The following is an 18,972-nucleotide window of genomic DNA, read 5'->3' as shown; positions in this document are numbered from 1 at the left end:
ATTTTCAAGTGACTTATGCAAAAAGATGTTGAAATATTGAGATCAAAAGCTGACGAGACCTTCCGTGTCACTGTTTCAGCCATAGAGCAGATCATATATGAACCGTTTCAAGTTTTGGATCACGGTTTTGTTAGAGTGATAGACTATATGGGAGATGATGCCGCAATTGTCCAAGCAGCAAGAGTATCATACGGACGGGGAACCAAAAAGACAACCGAAGATCAAGCGCTAATCAACTACCTCATGAGGCACGCTCACACCACTCCATTTGAGATGTGTGAAATCAAGTTGCATGTCAAGTTGCCTATATTTGTTGCTAGACAATGGTTGAGACATCGCACTGCAAGCGTCAATGAGTATTCTGCCCGATATTCAATACTTGATAAAGAGTTCTACGTGCCTGCACAAGAGAATTTAGCTGCACAGTCTACTTCAAATAAGCAGGGGAGGGCAGGAACTCTCAGCGGGGAGGAGGCAAGGCGTGTCCTAGACATTTTTAAAAATGACTCTCAGCAGTGTTATAACCATTATGTTGAGATGATGAATATAGACGACGTGTCTGGAGATGTTATTGATGAAGACCGCAGCGGGCTTACAAGAGAGTTAGCTAGAATTAATTTGCCTGTCAGTTCTTATACCCAGCTGTATTGGAAGATAGATTTGCACAATTTGCTACATTTCCTACGGCTTAGAAGCGCTCCTGGTGCCCAGTATGAAATTAGAGAATACGCAAAGGTAATATTGGACATAGTCAAAAAATGGGTGCCGTTTACATACGATGCCTTTGTAAACTACAAGCTAAATGCGGCAACGATTTCAGCGAATGGATTAGAGGTGATACGGAGAATGTTGAGAGGAGAGAATGTATCGGAGCTGAACAGCGGCCTGTCTAAGAGAGAGTGGTCTGAACTAATGGCACAAATAGGCATCTGAATTGCTATAATATTATATCAAGACCATCTCAGACTCTGAGGTCTTACGTAGTGGACTCAGTCATCACTTCTAAAAAAAACTTTATGCCTCTTGATTATCACGTATAATATGACTATATAAGAATCAGATGGTCTGTAACAAGAAAGAGGCGGTTTTATGTATCCATTGGCTCCTGTAGTTGCTTCTGAAGCGGGGTTAGTCAGATACCTTCGCGAGATTCAAAAATTTCCTATCCTTTCAGAGGAATTGGAAAGTTCATTGACTTGGAGATGGTATGAGCACGGCGATCTTAAGGCTGCTCATCAGTTGATTACAAGTCACCTGAGGCTAGTTGCGAAGATTGCACTTAAGTTCTCAGGCTATGGTTTGCCCGTTTTAGATATCATATCTGAAGGTAACCTTGGATTGATGAAAGCGGTTAAGAAATTTGATCCCAAATTGGGTAACAGATTTTCCACTTATGCAATATGGTGGATCAAAGCCTACATACAGGATTATATTTTGAAATGCTGGAATTCAGTCAAAGTTGGTACATCCGCAACAAAGAAAAGGTTGTTTTACAACTTAAATAAGATTAAAAACCGCTTGTTCTCTACTACGGGTCAAGCTCAAGAGATGTCTGAAGCTCAGATCCATACCGTTGCCAAAGAACTTGATGTCTCCAAAGAGGAAGTACTGGAGATGAATACGCTGATGCATAATCAGAGCGTATCTTTGAACGACCATGTATACGATGATGGCGAGAATAATACAGAATTGTTGGACCTTATACCCGACTCAGCGCCTAGTCAGGAGACCTTATTGCTTGAAAGAAATGACTTTCAACACAAGAGAGCTATCTTATCAAATGCGATATCAAGCTTGACAGAGCGGGAGCAGGACATACTACATGGCAGAATGCTAAATGAAAAGCCAGTCACATTAGACATCCTGAGCAATAAATATGGAATTTCTCCAGAGCGTGTTAGACAGATTGAGAAACGTGCGTTTGATAAGCTTAAGTCAGCAGTTTACGAGATGTATACTCCATCCATAAATTGACATCACCAAACTTGAGCTAGCTTATCAGCAACATAATTAGCGTTCCCTTTGTCTCACCTCTTTGCGTAGGGTTGGATAGGAAAGTACACAATATCGGCACTTTTCTCCTTCTATGTCGTGTATGTATGTTTTCCCTTCTGGACTTTTGCTGAGGCCTGGTGTAGTGTGATCGAATCTCTGAAACCTAGCAACACCTCTGAAGGCTAGAACGATCTCTGGAGCTAGCAACCAGTGGTACACATCCTTTGAGTGTTTCAAATTGACTGCATATATGTTGAAGTTTTCACAATTGTCATCGGAATGGTGGAACGAAGAAGGAAGCTTTAAGGCACTTCATCAGCTCAATCCACTAAGAATTGATTATATTCTAGATAAAATTGACTCACATATAATAAGCAGTTCTCACTCTACCAAAAACTCTACCAAAACAAGAAGAGACGTAAAGTGTATAGACATAGGTTGTGGGGGTGGTGTCTTATCTATACCCTTAGCAAAGGTTGGATTACAGGTTTTAGGTGTAGATCCTGGTAGCGCTAACATCGACGCCGCTTATCAATATCTTGACGCGTCTCAATTACAACATCTTTTAAATGAGAATCTCAGCTTTGAAGTTGCAACAGCTGAGCAGTTGCTGACCAAAGAAAGATATAAGCATAGCTTTGATGTTGTCATAGCTATGGAAGTGATAGAGCACGTTATGGATCCAAAGGAGTTTATAAGGGCCTGCATGGACCTATTAAAGCCCAATGGACTGCTCTTTGTATCCACGCTCAATAGAACACTGAAGTCTTACATATACGGTATTATTGGTGCAGAGTACATTTTGAGAGTAGTACCTCGTGGAACCCATGCTTGGGACAAATTTGTGAAACCATCTGAATTACAAAAATTTGGACAAAATGCTGGAGGGAGTGTTATGGATGTCACAGGAATTAAGTTAAATCCGTTTACAGGTATCGCATCGACATGTAACACACACGATATGAATTATATTATGTGCCTAGTTGCAGACCACCAGCCAAAATCGACGGCATGATAGCTCTGGATTGTGCATATTCTAATCATCCTATCAGCTATGATGTAGCAATGGACATAATGGACAATATTGTCCATGAAATCATTACACAAAACAGAACCAATACGATTTGGTTTCTAGAGCATCACCCAGTATATACAGCTGGTTTAAACGCACTTCCTCTAGACTTAATTGCACCAGTGTTTCCCGTATATAAAACCGACAGAGGTGGTAAATATACATATCATGGCCCCGGACAAAGAGTGGTATATATTATGGTGGACTTAAAACAGATATATCATACGCCAGATATACGTGATTTTATAGTGAGACTAGAAAGCGCAGTAATAGATACACTTATGGCATTTGAAGTACAAGCCAGTACTCAGGAAGGGATGATAGGTATATGGGCTACACACATGGGCCAACAACGCAAACTAGCTGCGATAGGCATGAGGGTAAAAAAGTGGGTGACGTACCATGGTATTGCAATCAATATTGCGCCCAACCTCTCACACTACAGCGGAATCATACCATGCGGCATTCACGACACCCCAATGACATCCCTTGAAGAAATGGGCTGCTACGTCCCAATGAAGCAATTTGACGATGCGTTTATACAGCGCTTTCAAAAAGCGTTCGAGTTTGAAATTAGCAGCAAATATGAGATCAAAGGCTCTTGCTCTTAACCCACTATCTCAACTGTGCTAAAGAAAAAGCCTATCTCAGTGTTTGCATTTTCTACAGAATCAGAACCGTGCACACAGTTTGCTTCTATATTCTCAGCCAAATCCCTTCGAATTGTACCTGGAGCAGCCTGTGCTGGATTGGTAGCTCCCATGACCTGACGGTTCACAGATACAGCATTGTCACCTTCCAATACCTGCACCACTACAGGTCCAGATGTCATGAATGTTACTAGTGAATCATAAAATGGCATGGCTTTATGTACAGCATAAAACTCCTTCGCCTGATCAACAGTCAAGCGTATGCGCTTTTGCGCTACGATCTTGAGGCCTGACTCTTCAAGCTTTTTATTGATTGCACCAGTAATACCTCTTCTTGTGGCATCTGGTTTGAGAATGGATAAAGTACGTTGTAAGTTCATAGTTAAATGCTCATTAAATTTATATGTTAAAAAGAATTTTGAGAAGGGGCCCTTCTAGTGCATGGACTCCAGGGATTGTCGCTGTCAGCACCTGCACAAGGGCTCTTCAAGTCATGAGAAGAAGAACTCCCACTACACGCGGCAAGCGCCAGACAAAATAACATCAAACATATAACATTTTTGAACTTCAACATGCGTCTCACCCTAGTTATTAGTTGATAACCTACCATCCGCTAGAACAAAACCAGTATGCAAAGCTTGGACCGCAGCATCCTTATATTTTGCTCTCACTAATACACTCACATTAATCTCTGATGTGGAAATAAGCAAAATATTTATACCTTCGACTGCCAGTATTTCAAACATTTTTTGCGCAACACCAGCATGAGACCTCATGCCTATGCCTATGATTGATACTTTTACCACATCTTCGTCTATTGTCATGCTATTTTGATTTATGCTTTGTGACTTTAACAATTCCAAACTTTTTGGTAAATCAAATTTAGCGATGGTAAAAGTAATATCTACTAGCTCATTACGAGGCATGTTTTGTACAACCAAGTCGATGTTGATGTTAGCCTCCTGAAAAGGTTTAAAAAGGTTGGCAGTGACATTTGGAATAGCTGGTAGTGCATATACAGTTATGCTCACTGTGTTGTCTACAGACGATATACCTGTGATTTCATACTGTTCCATTATTTCCTCTTCGTTAACTATCATAGTACCTGGGGTATCTTCAAAACTTGACAGCACTTGTATCTTCAAGTTGTGCTTCATAGCCATTTCAACACACCTGTGGTGTAATACTTTAGCACCAGAAGAGGCCATCTCCAACATCTCTTCAAATGCTATTTTATTTAATTTGTGAGCTTCTGGGACGATTCTAGGATCTGCTGTATACACGCCTGGCACGTCTGTGTATATGTCACACCTGTCTGCGTTTAAAGCTATTGCTAGAGCTGTAGCTGTTGTGTCTGAACCTCCTCTACCTAAAGTTGTAATGCGCTCACCGTGCGCCCCCTGAAAGCCAGCTATGACAGGCACCACATTATCTTGTAGCTCTTTCATTAATATTTCATTGTTGATGCTTACTATCTTGCTGTTACCAAAGTTGTTGGTTGTAACGATTGGTATCTGCCATCCAAGCCATGATCTAGCTCTTACACCACGGGCTTGAAGCGCAAGTGCAAGAAGGCCCGATGTAACCTGTTCGCCAGATGACAGTATCGTGTCATACTCTTCCATAGCTTCTGATGTTTGTAATGAAGAGAGCTCTCTGGCCTGTGTAACCAGGGAATCAGTGACCTTAGCCATGGCAGAAACCACCACGACTACAGTGTTGCCAAGTTGAAGCTCTTTTAGTACTATATTTGTGACGCTCTTGATCCTTTCAATCGAACCAACAGAAGTGCCACCAAACTTTTGTACTATTAGTGCCATGCTAAAACCACAAACGGAGTTCTACCCATTGTTGCAAGGTTTTGAGGACAACTCAAGAGAGAAGAGGTCGCTTGCAAGTTACGAAGCACAAATACTAAGATGGTTGATCTCATAGTCCGCTATTTTATCTACGCATCGTTTTCTTGAAATTGATGCATTTTCATTCCTATTGCGTGGTATCCGCTGTCAACGTGAATGATCTCACCAGTTACTCCGCTACTTAAATCACTCAGTAGATAAACAGCAGAATGGCCTACGTCCTGTAATGTCGTGTTTCTTCTAAGTGGAGCGTTTTCTTGGTTCCAATGTAGAGAATCTTTAAAACCTCCTATACCAGACGCTGCCAACGTTCTTATAGGACCAGAAGAGATACCATTAACTCTAATGTTATTTTTACCAAGGTCGTTGGCAATGTATCTCACGCTCGCCTCCAAAGCAGCCTTTGCAACACCCATGGTATTGTAGTTGGGTATCACCTTTTCAGCCCCATAATACGTGAGGGTTAAAATACTGCCTCCGTCTGACATGAACCTCGATGCGCTTCTTGCAGCTGCAACGAAAGAGTAACAAGAGATGTTCATAGTATTTAAAAAATTCTCGACGGTAGTATCAACGTATCTGCCCTTTAACTCGTTCTTATCAGAAAAGGCTATACCATGAACAACAAAGTCTAATCTACCCAATGCCTTGAAGGCGGCTTCAAATGCATCATCTATTGCAGATGGATTGGATACATCACAAAGCACAATCGGCGCTGAGTTTAAAGAGTGCGCCAGCGGTTCAATGCGTTTTTGTAGAGCCTCCCCTTGATAGGTGAAGCAGAGGGCCCCACCTTGAGCATGCACAGCCTCTGCTATACCCCAGCATATCGACTTGTCATTGGCAACACCCATGACAACACCTTTTTTGCCGTCTAACACACTGCCTCTCAAAAAAACACTAGACTCCAACATATAGTGTACCCTATTAAAGTTATTTAATTATTTCCCATACACCATCTGGCTGCCTACAAGCCTTACCGTAGGCCTGTTCTTTTTTAGCGCCTATTTGGACAACCTGTGTATACTCACGACAGTATCTACCATCTTCTTTATATGTTTTTGTTGGTGTGATACTGCCAGAAGCGTCTGTGTCTGGATTACGCCAAGTCGACTGCATACCCGTCTTGTTATTTTCTAAAGCTTTTGCCGCCGTCTGGTTGTGACGTATAGTATCTGCATCGTCCAATGACGAACCAATGTGATTACCCAAAAACGCACCAAGAATGCTACCTGCAGCTATACCAAGCATCTGGCCACTACCTTTACCGAGAGTGGAACCGATCAATCCACCACCTAAGGCACCTGCAATCAATCCAACATTCTTTTTGTTAAGCTTACCAGCCTCATTGGTCCACATTTTTTCAGAACACCCTGTGGTAAGCAAGATTGCAGCAACTGAACCAAGTATAGTCAACTTGTTGAAAAGGGAATGTTTAACGATCATATATAAACACATTAAAATAGGTTGCAAACGTTGTTACTATCCCCCATGTGGGGATATAAGTCAATTGTAATTAATTGCTACAAATGTCCTCCAAGCAACAGGTTGTTAATCCTTTTTGTAAATTCATATGGATCGCTCATAGGCTCACCTGCAATTAAACAAGCCTGATCAAACACAAGCTCCGCCAACTCTTTGCCCAGTTGACTAGTCGGCTCAGTTGAAGCGATATGGGCTATCTTTTTTAAAACGCCATGATGAGGGTTAATCTCCAGTATCTTTGGAGCTTTATGATGAAGCTGCTTTTGTTCGATCAGATACCTCTCCATTCTGATATTCATGCCTCCTTCAGGGATCGCAATACAGGCAGGGCTGTCGATAAGCTTTGTGGAGATTCTGACGTCTTTTATTTTATCACCCAGAGCATCCTTAATATACTTTGTAAGCTCAACGCTATGGGCTTGATTAATATCTTCTGTGACGTCTGCTTGAGCTTCCAACTTGACTATGGCGTCTAGATCTATGTTGGACCTGCTGATGGAACACAACTCTTTATTTTTGTACTGATTGACAACGTTGTTCCAAAAATCGTCTACGTGATCAGGCAATAAGATTACCTCTATATCGCGTTTTATAAAGCCTTCCAATTGTGGGCTATGCCTGAGATTATCGATTCTATCTCCTGTTAAGAAAAAGATCTGGTTTTGACCGTCTTTCATACGGTCTATGTATTGGTCGATGCTAATGATCTGATCCCCCGAATGTGTCGTATAGAATCTACATAATTCCAGTAGCTCTTCCTTCTCTTCCAAAGCACCTTCGCACAACCCTTCCTTCATAACTTCCCCAAAGTTTAACCAAAACTTCTTGTAATCTTCTGGCTCCTCTGTCGCTTTTGTTTTTAAACTGGATAGGACCTTCTTTACTATCGATTTTTTGATCTTTGAGACGACTTGGTTATGCTGAAGTGTCTCACGACTAATATTTAATGGAAGATCTTCTGAGTCTATTATGCCCCTTAAAAACCTGAGATATGGAGGGATGAGTGCAACCTCGTGTTCTGTGATAAACACACGCTTTATATACAACTTGATCCTTGATTGTCTATCCGGATGAAACAAGTCAAACGGCTTCATAGTTGGAATAAACAGCAAGCTTGTATACTCTACAAACCCCTCCACTTTGTTATGTAAGGTCAACCAAGGTTTATCAGGCATGTGTGCAATGTGGTGGTAAAACTCATTGTATGCTTCTTCTGTGATCTCGGATTTTGGACGCATCCAGAGCGCTGAAACAGAGTTTGCAATCTCGGAATTATTTTCGGCGTCAACGATGTAGATAGGGAAAGATATGTGATCAGAGTACGTCTTTACTATGTGCTGAAGCTTATACTTCTCAAGGTACTCTACTTCAGAAGGTTTAAGCTTCAAATGAATTTCCGTCCCTCTTGATAACTGCACCTGATTATCGACAACTTCATGAATCGTATATTCTCCGTCACCTTTCGATCTCCACAGGTACGTTTTGTTCTGACCAGCCTTGGTACTGTATACTTCCACTTCTTCCGCTACCATAAATGCAGAGTAAAATCCCACACCAAACTGTCCTATGAGGGTCACATTCTTTTTTATGTCCTCAGTTTTGAGGCTTTCCAAAAATTTCTGGGTTCCACTTCCTGCAATCGTACCAAGGTTTGTAATCATGTCGTTCTCGTCCATTCCAATACCGTTGTCCTTGATGATCAGAACGTTGGAGTCTTTGTCACACCTTACTTCTATGCTTAGTTTTTCGTCAGACTGACAAAGCTCGGGATTGGCTATAGAGAGATAACGAAGCTTATCACAAGCATCTGATGCATTTGAGATCAATTCCCTCAAAAATATGTCCGTGTTAGTGTAAAGAGAATGAATAACGAGCTGTAGTATTTTGCTAACTTCAGCGTCAAATTTTCTTACTTCTGACATAGATTACCTTTTATATTTACAATTATAACAACATGGCAGTATAACATGGTCGCTCTTGCTATCAAGACAGATTTTTTACTTTGCACAACTTTTTTTGAGACCATAGATGTACGAGTACGATCGAGGGGAGAAAGCTTTAATGATTTCTCTAGTTATTAAGTTTGTGTTAACTCTAGCAGAGATAATAGCGGGTATACTATGTGGAAGTATTGCGCTATTGGCTGATGCATTGCACAATCTTAGCGACACTATAAGCCTTCTTATAACTCTCATAGCTCAAATTATCGGAAAGAGACCTCCAGACTTTGATAAAACCTTTGGATACAAACGAATAGAGGTCGTAGCGGCACTGATTAATTTCACTTCTATGGTGATGATTGGAATATACCTAATGCTTGAGTCTCTAGAGCGTTATCTACATCCCCAGGATATAGATGGAATGATAGTCATCATAGTCGCAGTGTTTGCAGTGTTTATTAACGGAATTACTGCGCATATTTTGTACTCTTTCTCAGGCAAAAATTTAAATTTCAGAGCAGCGTTTCTGCATAACTTTACTGATGCAATTAGTTCAATCGGCGTGATCATAGTCGGCGTATTAATATTGCTTTATCAGTTTTACATAGCTGATATTTTAATAACACTGGTGATATCGATATACATCACCTGTCAGGGACTGAGTGGATTGTCAAAGGCAGTCAACATACTTGTGAACGCTTCACCAGAGGGCTTGGACGTTAAAGCGCTGATAAAATCCATAGAAGCCCTAGATGATGCTATCATTAATGTGCACCACGTTCACATATGGCGTATCGACGAATACAAAAATGCACTAGAGGCACACGTGGTAGTTGGGGAGTTTGAAAAGATGGAAATGGTAAAAACAAAGATCAAGCAGCACATCAAACAATATAACGTAGAGCATTCCACCCTAGAGTTTGAAAAGTTTGATGGGATGTTTGAGGAGGATAAGTGCTATAATTAAGGGGCCTGCTGAGCTTTTGAGCTTCCTTGATATAAGCTCACTGATTGTGACTTAATTTTTCTTGCGTATTGTTGCATCTTTTGTTACTTGTGCTTAACAAAATATTAATATTTTGAGCACCAAAAATGTTTGGGAAACTCAGCGTCCTTGATTTCAGCATTATTGTAACGTACTTCGTCGCATGTCTTGTAGTGACGTTTTGGAAGTCGACCAAGATAAAAACGATCAAGGAACATACTTTAGGAAGCGGACCCATACCAACAGTAGTTTTGGTCTCTACAATATTTGCGACATTCGTGTCATCTGGAGAAACGACAGGAGTTGCAGGGAAAGTCTATACTGTAGGTATATCATTCATTATCGCTGCAATCTTTAATCCACTCTTTTGGGTCATAATGTCGAAAGTGTTTGCGAACATCGAACAATTTAAAGGTTGTTTGTCTATCAGTGATATCATGCACAGGCTTTATGGTGAACCTGCAAGATGGATCACTAATTGTTGTGGGATTATGGTATGCATAGGCGTAGTTGGTCTACAAGCAATAGCTATAGGTACGGTTTTGAACTATTTTGTTGGGGTAGAGAAACTTGTTGGTGCTATAGTAGGTGTCGGCATTTTGATACTCTACTCTGCATCTGGTGGTATTAGAGCGGTTGCATTTACTGATGTACTACAGTTTTTTGTGTTTTACATTGCTATCCCTGTATCATGTATGGTGGCTCTTTATGACATGGGAGGAATGATGTCGCTTTGGAATCAGTTGCCTGCTTCCCATACCGCTTTTGACTTAAGCGGTAGTAAGCTATACGATTTTATTAGCTTGGTTATCGTCATACTGATTCCTGAAACTGGCGCTACTTTCGTTCAACGATTTCTCATGTCTGGAAATAGCAAACAACTGAGTAGATCCCTAAACATTGTTGCAGCACTTTGGGGACCTTTACTAATTATGATCTGCATCATTGGGTTGATCATGCAGGTTAAAGAGCCCAACATTCAACCGGACGACGTATTCACCGCATTTATGGATCATCATTTGATGTACGGAGTGAAAGGTTTGATGATAGCAGGAATGGTAGCCGTAATGATGTCCACTGCTGATTCATGGTTAAATACAGCCTCAGTATTGTGCGCTCACGATATTTGCAAAAGATTGTTTCCCCGCATCACTGAATATACAGAGTTAACAATTGCAAGAGTGGCAACCTGTATCATAGGCTCTCTTTCTATTGTGATGGTAAAAATAGAGGGGGGTATTCTAGATCTTTTTTGGAGTATTGGCAATCTGTGGTATCCAGTCATCATGGTACCTCTTTGCGCTGGTTTTTTGGGGTTCAGAACCAACACCACTTCGTATTTGTGTTCTGCTGCTTTAGGTGCTATGTCTGCTTATATCACAGGTTATTTCTGGGATCAATTAGGTACTGCAAGTCTCAGCGTTGGGTTGATGGGAGGTGCAGTGGGGTTGTTTGGGGCACATTACGTACAGCTGTTCTTTGGAGTTAAAATGCACAGGCTTGAGCAACGCTTAAAAGAAAAAGAGGAGCAAAAACTGTATAGCCCCAGCAAACCTACGCTTATTGATGTGGTTACTAACTTTATGCGTAATTTGCACTATAAACGCCTCGTCCATTCAATTCGCACTAGAGCTCAGCACCAACACATTCCATATGAGCTTTCAAGCATATCCGCAGCAGTCGTGTGCTTATTTCCCTTTTTTATGGATAATACAGCCAGCAATATCTTTACATACAAGGAGTTGCTTGGAATAAGAGTTGGTTTTGTCGTCTTTGCGATATGTATATGCTTGAATGAGTATTGGCCTAGATGGGTAAGACAGAGATATATCGATGTGTTGTGGTATATCATGGTAGTACTCAGCCTACCATATCTTTCAAGCATGTCTTTGTTGTTAAGTGGTGGACAGACGTTTTGGATAGTTAGCTATATAATTGGGTCGCTTCTACTTGCAATGTTCATAGATTGGTTAAGCTTTGCATGGATTTCAATCATAGGTACTGTTTGTGGTATAGCTTCTGGAGTGTTTATAGGCGGTTTCGTTGTGCTCAACAGTAGCTTCATGACAGGTATGCTTTATGCTATGGTTGGACTATTAGTCGTCGCTTACTTCAAAAAGATGAGTGAGAATGCTATCAAAAGAGGTATCATTGCAGGCGGAGTAATAGCCCATGAAGTCCGAACTCCATTGGCAGCTACATATAGCGCCTCTGAAATGCTTAAAAAATTTATTAAGGCTGCTGTAGAGGATTCCAAAAAAGAAAGTAACGATCGTATATACCTCACCAAAGAAGTCTGCGACACTGTCCAAGATACATTACAGGAGGTCCTAAGAATATCAAGCACTGGTATGGGAACTGTTGAGATGTTATTGGCAAGAGTAAGAGGTCAAGATGAAGCTAGTGATGTAGGTACCTATAGAATGAGAAAATGCATTAGCAGCGTCATAAATGAGTATAGGTTTGATACAAATATTCAGAGTCGCATTAGCTTTGACGCAAGTAACGATTTTCCATTTAGAGGATCGTGGCAGTTTGTAAAACACACGTTCATCAACATTTTAAATAATGCGATTAAGTATGCTGGATCGAACGTGAGGATTGAAATCAGAATGATGGACAACAAAGTGTATGTTAAAGACTATGGCAAGGGTATATCACATAAGCAACTGCGGCACATCTTTGATGATTTGTACACTGGGGAGTCTGGTGGGACTGGTATAGGTTTGGCTTTTTGTAGGGAAGTGATGGAACACATAGGCGGTAGCATCGCTTGTACATCCGAGTTAGGGGTATATACTGAGTTTATCTTGACCTTTCCAAAATGCGACAACTAATAGATTTGAAATTTACAAGTTATTGCAGTATAGTCCCGATGACTTCAATTGTTGTTCCTGACATTTTTATATTAATTGCAAGGTGTAAACATGAGTGAATTCCTGAATGATAAGTACGAAGACTTTAGAAACTTGCCATTTGAACAAGCTATGATCGAATTGGAAAAAAAGGTAAGGGAGCTGGAGAGAGGGCAGATGAACCTTGATCGTGCGATAGAGCTTTATCAGGATGGTGAATTTTTGTATAAGCAATGTAGCGAAAAATTAGCACAGGCAAGGTTGAAGATTGAGAAGATAATACAGCAAGATGGTCAAGCAACAAGGACTGAACCAACAACATATGACACATTTAGTAGCAAGGAATCTCGGTAAAGCCTACGGTGGACGTAGAATTGTAAGGGATGTTACAATAGAGATAAAAAGCGGAGAGATAATAGGTTTGCTTGGTCCTAACGGGGCTGGCAAGACCACTACTTTCTTTATGATCATTGGGCTAGTAAGGCCGGATTATGGAAATATCCTTTTGAATGGACATGACATTACACAACTTCCAATCTATAGAAGAGCTAGATTGGGTATAGTGTATCTGCCACAGGAGCCTTCAATCTTTAGAGGATTAAATGTGGAACAAAATATTATGGCGATTTTGGAGATTGCAGAGTCTTCGGTTGACAAGAGAATCCCGATACTTGAAGAGCTGTTGGCAGAGTTTTCAATTACGCACTTGCGTCATGTTCCGGCAATCGCACTATCTGGAGGAGAAAGAAGGAGAGTGGAAATAGCCAGGGCCTTGGCTGCTAAGCCACAATTTATTCTTTTAGATGAACCATTTGCTGGAATTGATCCGATCGCTGTCAGTGAGGTGAGAGAATTGATACTACGACTTAAAAGAATGGGAATAGGTGTCGTATTAACAGAGCACAACGTCAAGGAGGCTTTATCCATTACTGATATGGCATACGTAATACACGATGGTGTAGTACTGACACGCGGTAAACCTGATGAAATCGTACAAAACAAAGAAGTCCGAAAGGTATACCTTGGGGAGGGGTTTATTTAGATTGACCAGGATGATGCTGATCTGTGGTTGGAGTAGCGGCTCGACCTGAATTTGTTCTACCTCTTTGGCGAGCTTTCCCTGTGGTGCGACCTGAGCTCTTGTCATTCCGATGTATATGCGGTTCGAATTGATAAAGTTCTTGGGTTTGCTTAAGTATATGTTCAGAGAACACATATATTGGTTTTTTACTACCGACATCGACTCCAGCCTGTATATTTGTAGTAGAGCGGTTGTGGAGACAGTAGGCCGCAGCACCTAGAGCGCCTATAGTAACTCCGGCGGCTGCTAGAGGATATGTAGCAGCTGTCGTTCCTATTGCCGTAAATGTTGGTCCTATCGTGCCGCCTACTTGTGATGCAACGTTAAATGCTTGTGATCCAAGATTCCATATCGAACCACAGACGCCTGCACCAACAGAAACTACTGTTGCACCTACACCACCAACAGCTGCACCTTTAACAGCTCCTTCTGCACTGTTTGTTGAATATTTAGCACCAATGACTCCACCAAGGAGAACACCGATTGGACCATAACTGCTGAGCCAGGGTAAAGAAGCAGATGCAACAGGAACTGCAACTGCTGCAACTGGAGCGACAGTTCGTTGAGTAGTTTGGCGTAATGTAGGAATATCAATACGTTCACTCAAAGCTCCTGCTGTAGTACCAAGTGCTAATGCACTCATATTGCCTAATAATGTTGATATTGTATGAGAAGCTTCTGCGTGTGTCACTCCAGACATTTTAGCATATGCAGCAGGTACTATGCCTAAAGCACCTTGTGCAATAGACCAGCACATATCTGCTAGAGATCGACTTTTTTTAGTCACAACGGGGTTGAGCTGAGCATTATGGCGCTCTATCAACGTTCTGTTTATATGCTGGCGCATCTTCAGATCTTGTTGTAATGTTGTTGCGGCCGCGTTGATTATCATATCTCTTTTTTGATCATTTTTCTCGTCTTGCTTAAAATTTATACCATATGTTTTTGCTACGGTATCTAACTCAAGAGGCGTCAGTTTATCGAGATCACATCCACTATCTTTCAATAAACTTACAGCATGTTGCTTAAGTATCTCAGACTCTAAATCAGCCATATCTTTCTGGTAGTTCTTAAAAGTACTAGTTGGTGTTGGCTGCCTATTCATCTTGCTCCGCGCAGCTTCTATGCTATTATCATCATCGAGATGCTTAGATAGCATCTGCAATACGTATCTTGTTTCCACACCAGCCATCAGTGCACCGCTTTGAACTAATCCATTAAGCTGCTCAAAATCCTTTCGAGATTCAGGCGACGACGATGAAGTTATTTCAACTAACAACGAATTGTAATTTGCCTTAGTAAATGTCTCAGCAATTGTTCGATCGCAGTTAAAAGAGCGACCCTCGCTTATTGGTTTCAGAAAATCCATCAGCTTAGAGCCAGTTTGAACCCTTGTATTTTTATACGCCTCCAATATCTCTGCTTGTGCTTTTTTAAGACCTCTTCGCGTCCAAGGCATCATGAACTTCGATAGCCTTTCTTCTATTCTACAGTAATTAGCAAGCATGCTATCACACAGTTGTATTCTCTGCTGATAGGGTAGTTCGCTTTTAATATCATTTATACTAAACAGACCTTTCCTTACATTATCATACGCTACGTGTGTATCCATGTATGACTTAAGTCTTTCGCCTGAAATAACTCTTCCAAAACCTGTGATATGGTATGCACCGATCAAGGGTGCATCCTTAAGATTTAACATTGTGCTCTTTGCATAATTTGGATCTAATAGCCTACGACTTTGGAAATAAGCTATATCTCTGACTGCTGCTCCAGCTGCGATCCCGGTTGCTCCACTTATCAGTTTATTTGATAACCATACTAAGGGAGATGCAACTGTCTTGCCTACTTTTTGCTCTAATAAGTCTGTTGTACTAAAAACCAATGTCTTCAGTGCACCTGACATTCCACCGACTAAAGCTAATCTTTGAGTAAGCGGCATTCTATATTTGCCAAAGATAGGATCTGCTCCTGCCTCTATCAGTATACTTGCAATTACAGATGGGCCACGAAATTCCCATATTCCATCACTTTTTTTGAGCCACTGCTTTGTAAAGCCTTGGAATGCTTCATTTATTGTTTCCTTTGTGGCTCCTGCTTGAATTAAAGCTTTCACTATTTCCAACCTAGAATTTTCTGCTGGCATGCTTTTCAATATCTGTGTTTCTGTTTTTTCGATATTTGCTTTGACCTCATCAAGCTCTCCTTCTAACTCTGTGCATTTAGCTAACTTTTGCTGCATAATTAGAATTTTTGCGTTCAATGCATCTAATTGTGTTTGGGTGAGATTATCAGAGTTTTTGATCTGTTGTTCTATCGCCTGCTGTGTCTTTTCAATGCCCTCTCTGTTATAATTTTCTCTCAACTGTTTTTGAATTTCTCGTCTTTTTTTTAGTAGGTCTTTATAGCCTTCATCATTTTCACCCAATATCGCTTGTACCTCCCCTGGAGTATACTTCAATGCTTCCATTAAAGGACTTTTACCTTTAATGCTAAAATTGGCTTTAACCCCGCACGCTAGCAGCACATTAACTTTATTGATATCTTTAGCGAGGCAAGCGTCAAGGAGGGCTCCTTGATAATCATTCGGATTGGACGTTACCTCATTGATACTTATTGTCCCCTCTTCTTGTCGGATACTTGCTGCACTTGCCTCTGTGGATATGCTGCCCATATTAGGTCTTTGATCTGTATAGCTCGTAAACAGGCTATTGCTCAACACAATATCCTTCAAATCTTCCATCCCTGGCTGCGATACCAAGTGAAATATCTCAGGATGTTCGTTCAAGATGCCTTCGCTTAACTTGTTTGTTCGAGCGAGCATTTGTAACAAGTCAACATCCCTATTTGCAAATGCTTTCTCCAGTACTTGCATGAGCTCACTTCTTGTAGGGAAATACTCTGCAGTCATTGTAAATTTCTGTGCATTGGGCTCTGTAAACAAATCACTGTAATATGATCTCAGCAGTGCTACATCTGGCTTTTGAACTTGTAACTCTTTTTGCCAAGTCTTGCTACCACATACCAGCTCTTTTGTGTCTTTGATATTAGTGAATTTTATCTTACCTCCTTCTAAAGGAGTTACTCTATACACCTCTTTTGTCAGCTGATTCTCTGGACCACGTACAAAGATCTCAAGAAACTCAAAGGATTTGAAATTACTTATGATATTTTGAGCGCTTTCTTGAGCATTTTGATCGAGTGTTGTATCTTGTTTGATCTCTGCCTCGCTTTTGTAAGCTTGTATGGATTCCGCACCTATCTTTGCCAACTCTAAACTTGCCTTGGTTCCGTCAGCATTAAGAAGTGCCTTATTGCTACTTACTATTTCCGAACCACTCAGTCCAGATTCGATATCTCCATCATCTGTGTATGATAGCACGTAAAATTGATCATGATAGCGAATCAGCTTTTTGTTACTGATCTCTTTGAACGTTTGCTCAATGTCGTCATGATTGTCTACGTGATCCTTAAATTTATCTTTGAGCTCATTTTCAGTTATTATCGTACTCGTTGTTGCTAGTAACTTCTGTATCGTATCATGAGCATTGTTCGCACTTTGAGGATCTGGACTCTCTTTAGCTCCTTTTCTAAAGCTACTCAATACGGAGTATGACTCCGTGAGTATATTACCTTTCTCTTTAATTGGTTCGCCGAACATTAAGACATCAGTATATTTACTAGTATTCTCGAAATGTTCTGCTGGCATCGTACCACTACTTCATATGGTTAGTATACCAATCAATAATAGTATAAATGTCTTAATAATCAGTTAATACTCTATGCAAATGCTATGTGCAGGAATTGTATTCTATATTTCTAATTTCAGAGTCTGCATTAGCTGACGAAGCTCTTGACGAGCAGCCACCATTGACGATGTCATTCTGACTATTTGACAAATGTTCACATCATGCAAAGTTAATCCATGTAGAAATAACTCCTTAAATATTACCCTATCACTGAAACCTGGTGAAATCACAAAGCCAAATTTTTTCGACAATTTATTTAAGGCGCTGTCTACGTTCCTTTTGTTGATACTCTCCAGCTGTGACAAACGGTTCGTCATGATAATCCAGCGAATTTCCGTACCATCCTGCGCGGCTCTTTTTACCTTTTGTTCCCATAACATCGCACTGTACACACCCGGAGTGATCACGTCCAAACTATCTGCGCTAATCTTTCCTATTAGATCTACGTCAACAAAGCTATCGTTTAAGGGTGTAATGACGGTGTTGGCCCAAAAATGAGCAATACGACTTAACGGAGAATCATTACCAGGAGTATCGATCACTATAAAGTCATTGCTTTCCTTCATTGCGTTAAAGACAGTTAGAAACGCTTCCTCTTCCTTTACTCCAGCACCCTTGTTATTTGGAATCACTGAGTGTGTTGGTAACAATAATGGTATACCAAGTTTATCCTTTGTTATGGTCCTGTTCTCCATGTACCTTGTCAAAGAACACTGCCTTGTGTCTATATCGATTGAGCCTACTTTAAATTGCAAGTTAAGAAGGCTGACTATTAGATGCATGGCGGTAGTTGTTTTGCCGGAGCCACCCTTTTCGTTGCCTAATACTATTACACGAGCTGCCATTCAATAATTCTCTCAAAGTTTATACGGGACCAGGTGAGCATGTATTGAATATCATGTTTTGTCTAGAGCTTTGTTATGATTTTTTTTAAACCTGTTATCATCATTTTATTGACAAGATATTGACAGTTTTATAGCATGTTGGGTATCGAGAATAAACTCTAATTGGGGAATAAAAAATGCAACAAATACCGCACAACGTACTTCGGTTGGCATTGTCTTCAGCATCAAAAAGAATAGAGGACATATTGACAGCCAAAGGTGAAACACTGTATGCGAGTGACCGTAATAAATTAGGGCAAAGTGGCTGGCGTATATCTTGTGTAGCCAGTAATGGTCCAGATGGTTCAATCCAAGTCAAAGTTGAGACCTCTGAGAACTGATACCAAGTTTCAGATTAAATCAGGCAAATGGATTTGAGGATGAGGCTGCGTAAGCGTATTGAAATACGTGCGCAGA

16 protein-coding genes are annotated in these 18,972 nt (G+C 40.7%); 9 read left to right on the top strand and 7 right to left on the bottom strand.

Translation table 11 applies throughout. From position 1 onward, the window contains the following. The first annotated feature begins 15 nt into the window (after positions 1 to 15). From thyX to lipB, 4 genes are all read left to right on the top strand, one after another. A complete protein-coding gene (gene thyX, locus EDM53_RS00670) occupies positions 16 to 933 on the top strand; it encodes an FAD-dependent thymidylate synthase (protein WP_130121431.1) in 918 nt (305 codons plus the stop codon). A 156-nt stretch (positions 934 to 1,089) separates the two neighbouring features. Continuing rightward, a complete protein-coding gene (locus tag EDM53_RS00665; protein WP_130121429.1) occupies positions 1,090 to 1,974 on the top strand; it encodes an RNA polymerase factor sigma-32 in 885 nt (294 codons plus the stop codon). A 271-nt stretch (positions 1,975 to 2,245) separates the two neighbouring features. Further along, positions 2,246 to 3,010: a bifunctional 2-polyprenyl-6-hydroxyphenol methylase/3-demethylubiquinol 3-O-methyltransferase UbiG gene (gene ubiG / locus EDM53_RS00660; protein WP_130121427.1), complete on the top strand. Its 765-nt coding sequence runs from the start codon at positions 2,246 to 2,248 to the stop codon at positions 3,008 to 3,010. Then, positions 2,971 to 3,678, top strand: a complete 708-nt coding sequence (lipB, locus tag EDM53_RS00655) for a lipoyl(octanoyl) transferase LipB (protein ID WP_242507802.1) — start codon at positions 2,971 to 2,973, stop codon at positions 3,676 to 3,678. The genes ubiG and lipB overlap by 40 nt, the downstream gene beginning before the upstream one ends. Here the strand turns inward: lipB and ndk are convergent. The 5 genes from ndk to htpG form a co-directional block, all read right to left on the bottom strand. Beyond that, positions 3,675 to 4,097 (bottom strand): nucleoside-diphosphate kinase, encoded by a 423-nt coding sequence (gene ndk / locus EDM53_RS00650; protein WP_130121423.1) that lies wholly within the window; start codon positions 4,095 to 4,097, stop codon positions 3,675 to 3,677. The two genes, lipB and ndk, sit on opposite strands and share 4 nt — an antisense overlap. Positions 4,098 to 4,301: 204 nt before the next feature. Beyond that, on the bottom strand, positions 4,302 to 5,537 hold the full coding sequence (locus EDM53_RS00645) for an aspartate kinase (RefSeq protein WP_130121421.1): 1,236 nt from the start codon (positions 5,535 to 5,537) through the stop codon (positions 4,302 to 4,304). A gap of 128 nt (positions 5,538 to 5,665) precedes the next feature. Further along, complete coding sequence (locus EDM53_RS00640) at positions 5,666 to 6,490, bottom strand: enoyl-ACP reductase FabI (RefSeq protein WP_130121419.1); 825 nt, start codon at positions 6,488 to 6,490, stop codon at positions 5,666 to 5,668. 19 nt (positions 6,491 to 6,509) lie between these two features. Further along, the gene (locus EDM53_RS00635) at positions 6,510 to 7,022 is read right to left on the bottom strand and encodes an RT0821/Lpp0805 family surface protein (RefSeq protein WP_165379512.1); all 513 of its coding nucleotides are present in this window, start codon (positions 7,020 to 7,022) and stop codon (positions 6,510 to 6,512) included. Between the two features lie 77 nt (positions 7,023 to 7,099). Then, entirely contained in the window at positions 7,100 to 8,983 is a 1,884-nt protein-coding gene (gene htpG / locus EDM53_RS00630) for a molecular chaperone HtpG (RefSeq protein ID WP_130121415.1), read from the bottom strand. A gap of 106 nt (positions 8,984 to 9,089) precedes the next feature. On the opposite strand from htpG, the gene EDM53_RS00625 reads away from it, so the two are divergent. The 4 genes from EDM53_RS00625 (at position 9,090) to lptB (ending at position 13,883) form a co-directional block, all read left to right on the top strand. Beyond that, positions 9,090 to 9,968 carry a cation diffusion facilitator family transporter gene (locus EDM53_RS00625; RefSeq protein ID WP_130121413.1) on the top strand — a complete coding sequence of 293 codons (879 nt, stop codon included), beginning with the start codon at positions 9,090 to 9,092 and terminating at the stop codon, positions 9,966 to 9,968. A 125-nt stretch (positions 9,969 to 10,093) separates the two neighbouring features. Beyond that, a complete protein-coding gene (locus EDM53_RS00620) occupies positions 10,094 to 12,823 on the top strand; it encodes a sodium:solute symporter family transporter (RefSeq protein WP_130121411.1) in 2,730 nt (909 codons plus the stop codon). Positions 12,824 to 12,913: 90 nt separating this feature from the next. Continuing rightward, positions 12,914 to 13,195 (top strand): exodeoxyribonuclease VII small subunit, encoded by a 282-nt coding sequence (locus tag EDM53_RS00615; RefSeq protein WP_130121409.1) that lies wholly within the window; start codon positions 12,914 to 12,916, stop codon positions 13,193 to 13,195. Next, positions 13,164 to 13,883 carry an LPS export ABC transporter ATP-binding protein gene (gene lptB, locus EDM53_RS00610; RefSeq protein WP_242507799.1) on the top strand — a complete coding sequence of 240 codons (720 nt, stop codon included), beginning with the start codon at positions 13,164 to 13,166 and terminating at the stop codon, positions 13,881 to 13,883. The genes EDM53_RS00615 and lptB overlap by 32 nt, the downstream gene beginning before the upstream one ends. Here lptB and EDM53_RS00605 read toward each other — a convergent pair. Continuing rightward, positions 13,876 to 17,631: a hypothetical protein gene (locus EDM53_RS00605; RefSeq protein ID WP_165379510.1), complete on the bottom strand. Its 3,756-nt coding sequence runs from the start codon at positions 17,629 to 17,631 to the stop codon at positions 13,876 to 13,878. The genes lptB and EDM53_RS00605 overlap by 8 nt on opposite strands. 102 nt (positions 17,632 to 17,733) lie before the next feature. Next, positions 17,734 to 18,516, bottom strand: a complete 783-nt coding sequence (locus EDM53_RS00600) for a division plane positioning ATPase MipZ (RefSeq protein ID WP_130121403.1) — start codon at positions 18,514 to 18,516, stop codon at positions 17,734 to 17,736. A 176-nt stretch (positions 18,517 to 18,692) separates the two neighbouring features. Here EDM53_RS00600 and EDM53_RS06020 point away from each other — a divergent pair, with 176 nt between their 5' ends. Then, positions 18,693 to 18,896, top strand: coding sequence for a hypothetical protein (locus EDM53_RS06020; protein ID WP_165379509.1), 204 nt, complete (start codon positions 18,693 to 18,695; stop codon positions 18,894 to 18,896). Positions 18,897 to 18,972: the final 76 nt, after the last annotated feature.

This window comes from Rickettsiales endosymbiont of Peranema trichophorum (assembly GCF_004210275.1).
Classification (GTDB): Bacteria; Pseudomonadota; Alphaproteobacteria; order Rickettsiales; family Midichloriaceae; genus RICK02.
Note: the sequence above shows the minus strand (reverse complement) of the source record. Positions and strands in the feature narration are given on the sequence as shown.

Coding starts and splice junctions, on each gene's coding strand:
- thyX (WP_130121431.1), top strand. CDS start 16: ATGCAAAAAGATGTTGAAATATTGAGATCAAAAGCTGACGAGACCTTC.
- EDM53_RS00665 (WP_130121429.1), top strand. CDS start 1,090: ATGTATCCATTGGCTCCTGTAGTTGCTTCTGAAGCGGGGTTAGTCAGA.
- ubiG (WP_130121427.1), top strand. CDS start 2,246: ATGTTGAAGTTTTCACAATTGTCATCGGAATGGTGGAACGAAGAAGGA.
- ndk (WP_130121423.1), bottom strand. CDS start 4,097: ATGAACTTACAACGTACTTTATCCATTCTCAAACCAGATGCCACAAGA.
- EDM53_RS00645 (WP_130121421.1), bottom strand. CDS start 5,537: ATGGCACTAATAGTACAAAAGTTTGGTGGCACTTCTGTTGGTTCGATT.
- EDM53_RS00640 (WP_130121419.1), bottom strand. CDS start 6,490: ATGTTGGAGTCTAGTGTTTTTTTGAGAGGCAGTGTGTTAGACGGCAAA.
- EDM53_RS00635 (WP_165379512.1), bottom strand. CDS start 7,022: ATGATCGTTAAACATTCCCTTTTCAACAAGTTGACTATACTTGGTTCA.
- htpG (WP_130121415.1), bottom strand. CDS start 8,983: ATGTCAGAAGTAAGAAAATTTGACGCTGAAGTTAGCAAAATACTACAG.
- EDM53_RS00625 (WP_130121413.1), top strand. CDS start 9,090: ATGTACGAGTACGATCGAGGGGAGAAAGCTTTAATGATTTCTCTAGTT.
- EDM53_RS00620 (WP_130121411.1), top strand. CDS start 10,094: ATGTTTGGGAAACTCAGCGTCCTTGATTTCAGCATTATTGTAACGTAC.
- EDM53_RS00615 (WP_130121409.1), top strand. CDS start 12,914: ATGAGTGAATTCCTGAATGATAAGTACGAAGACTTTAGAAACTTGCCA.
- lptB (WP_242507799.1), top strand. CDS start 13,164: ATGACACATTTAGTAGCAAGGAATCTCGGTAAAGCCTACGGTGGACGT.
- EDM53_RS00605 (WP_165379510.1), bottom strand. CDS start 17,631: ATGCCAGCAGAACATTTCGAGAATACTAGTAAATATACTGATGTCTTA.
- EDM53_RS00600 (WP_130121403.1), bottom strand. CDS start 18,516: ATGGCAGCTCGTGTAATAGTATTAGGCAACGAAAAGGGTGGCTCCGGC.
- EDM53_RS06020 (WP_165379509.1), top strand. CDS start 18,693: ATGCAACAAATACCGCACAACGTACTTCGGTTGGCATTGTCTTCAGCA.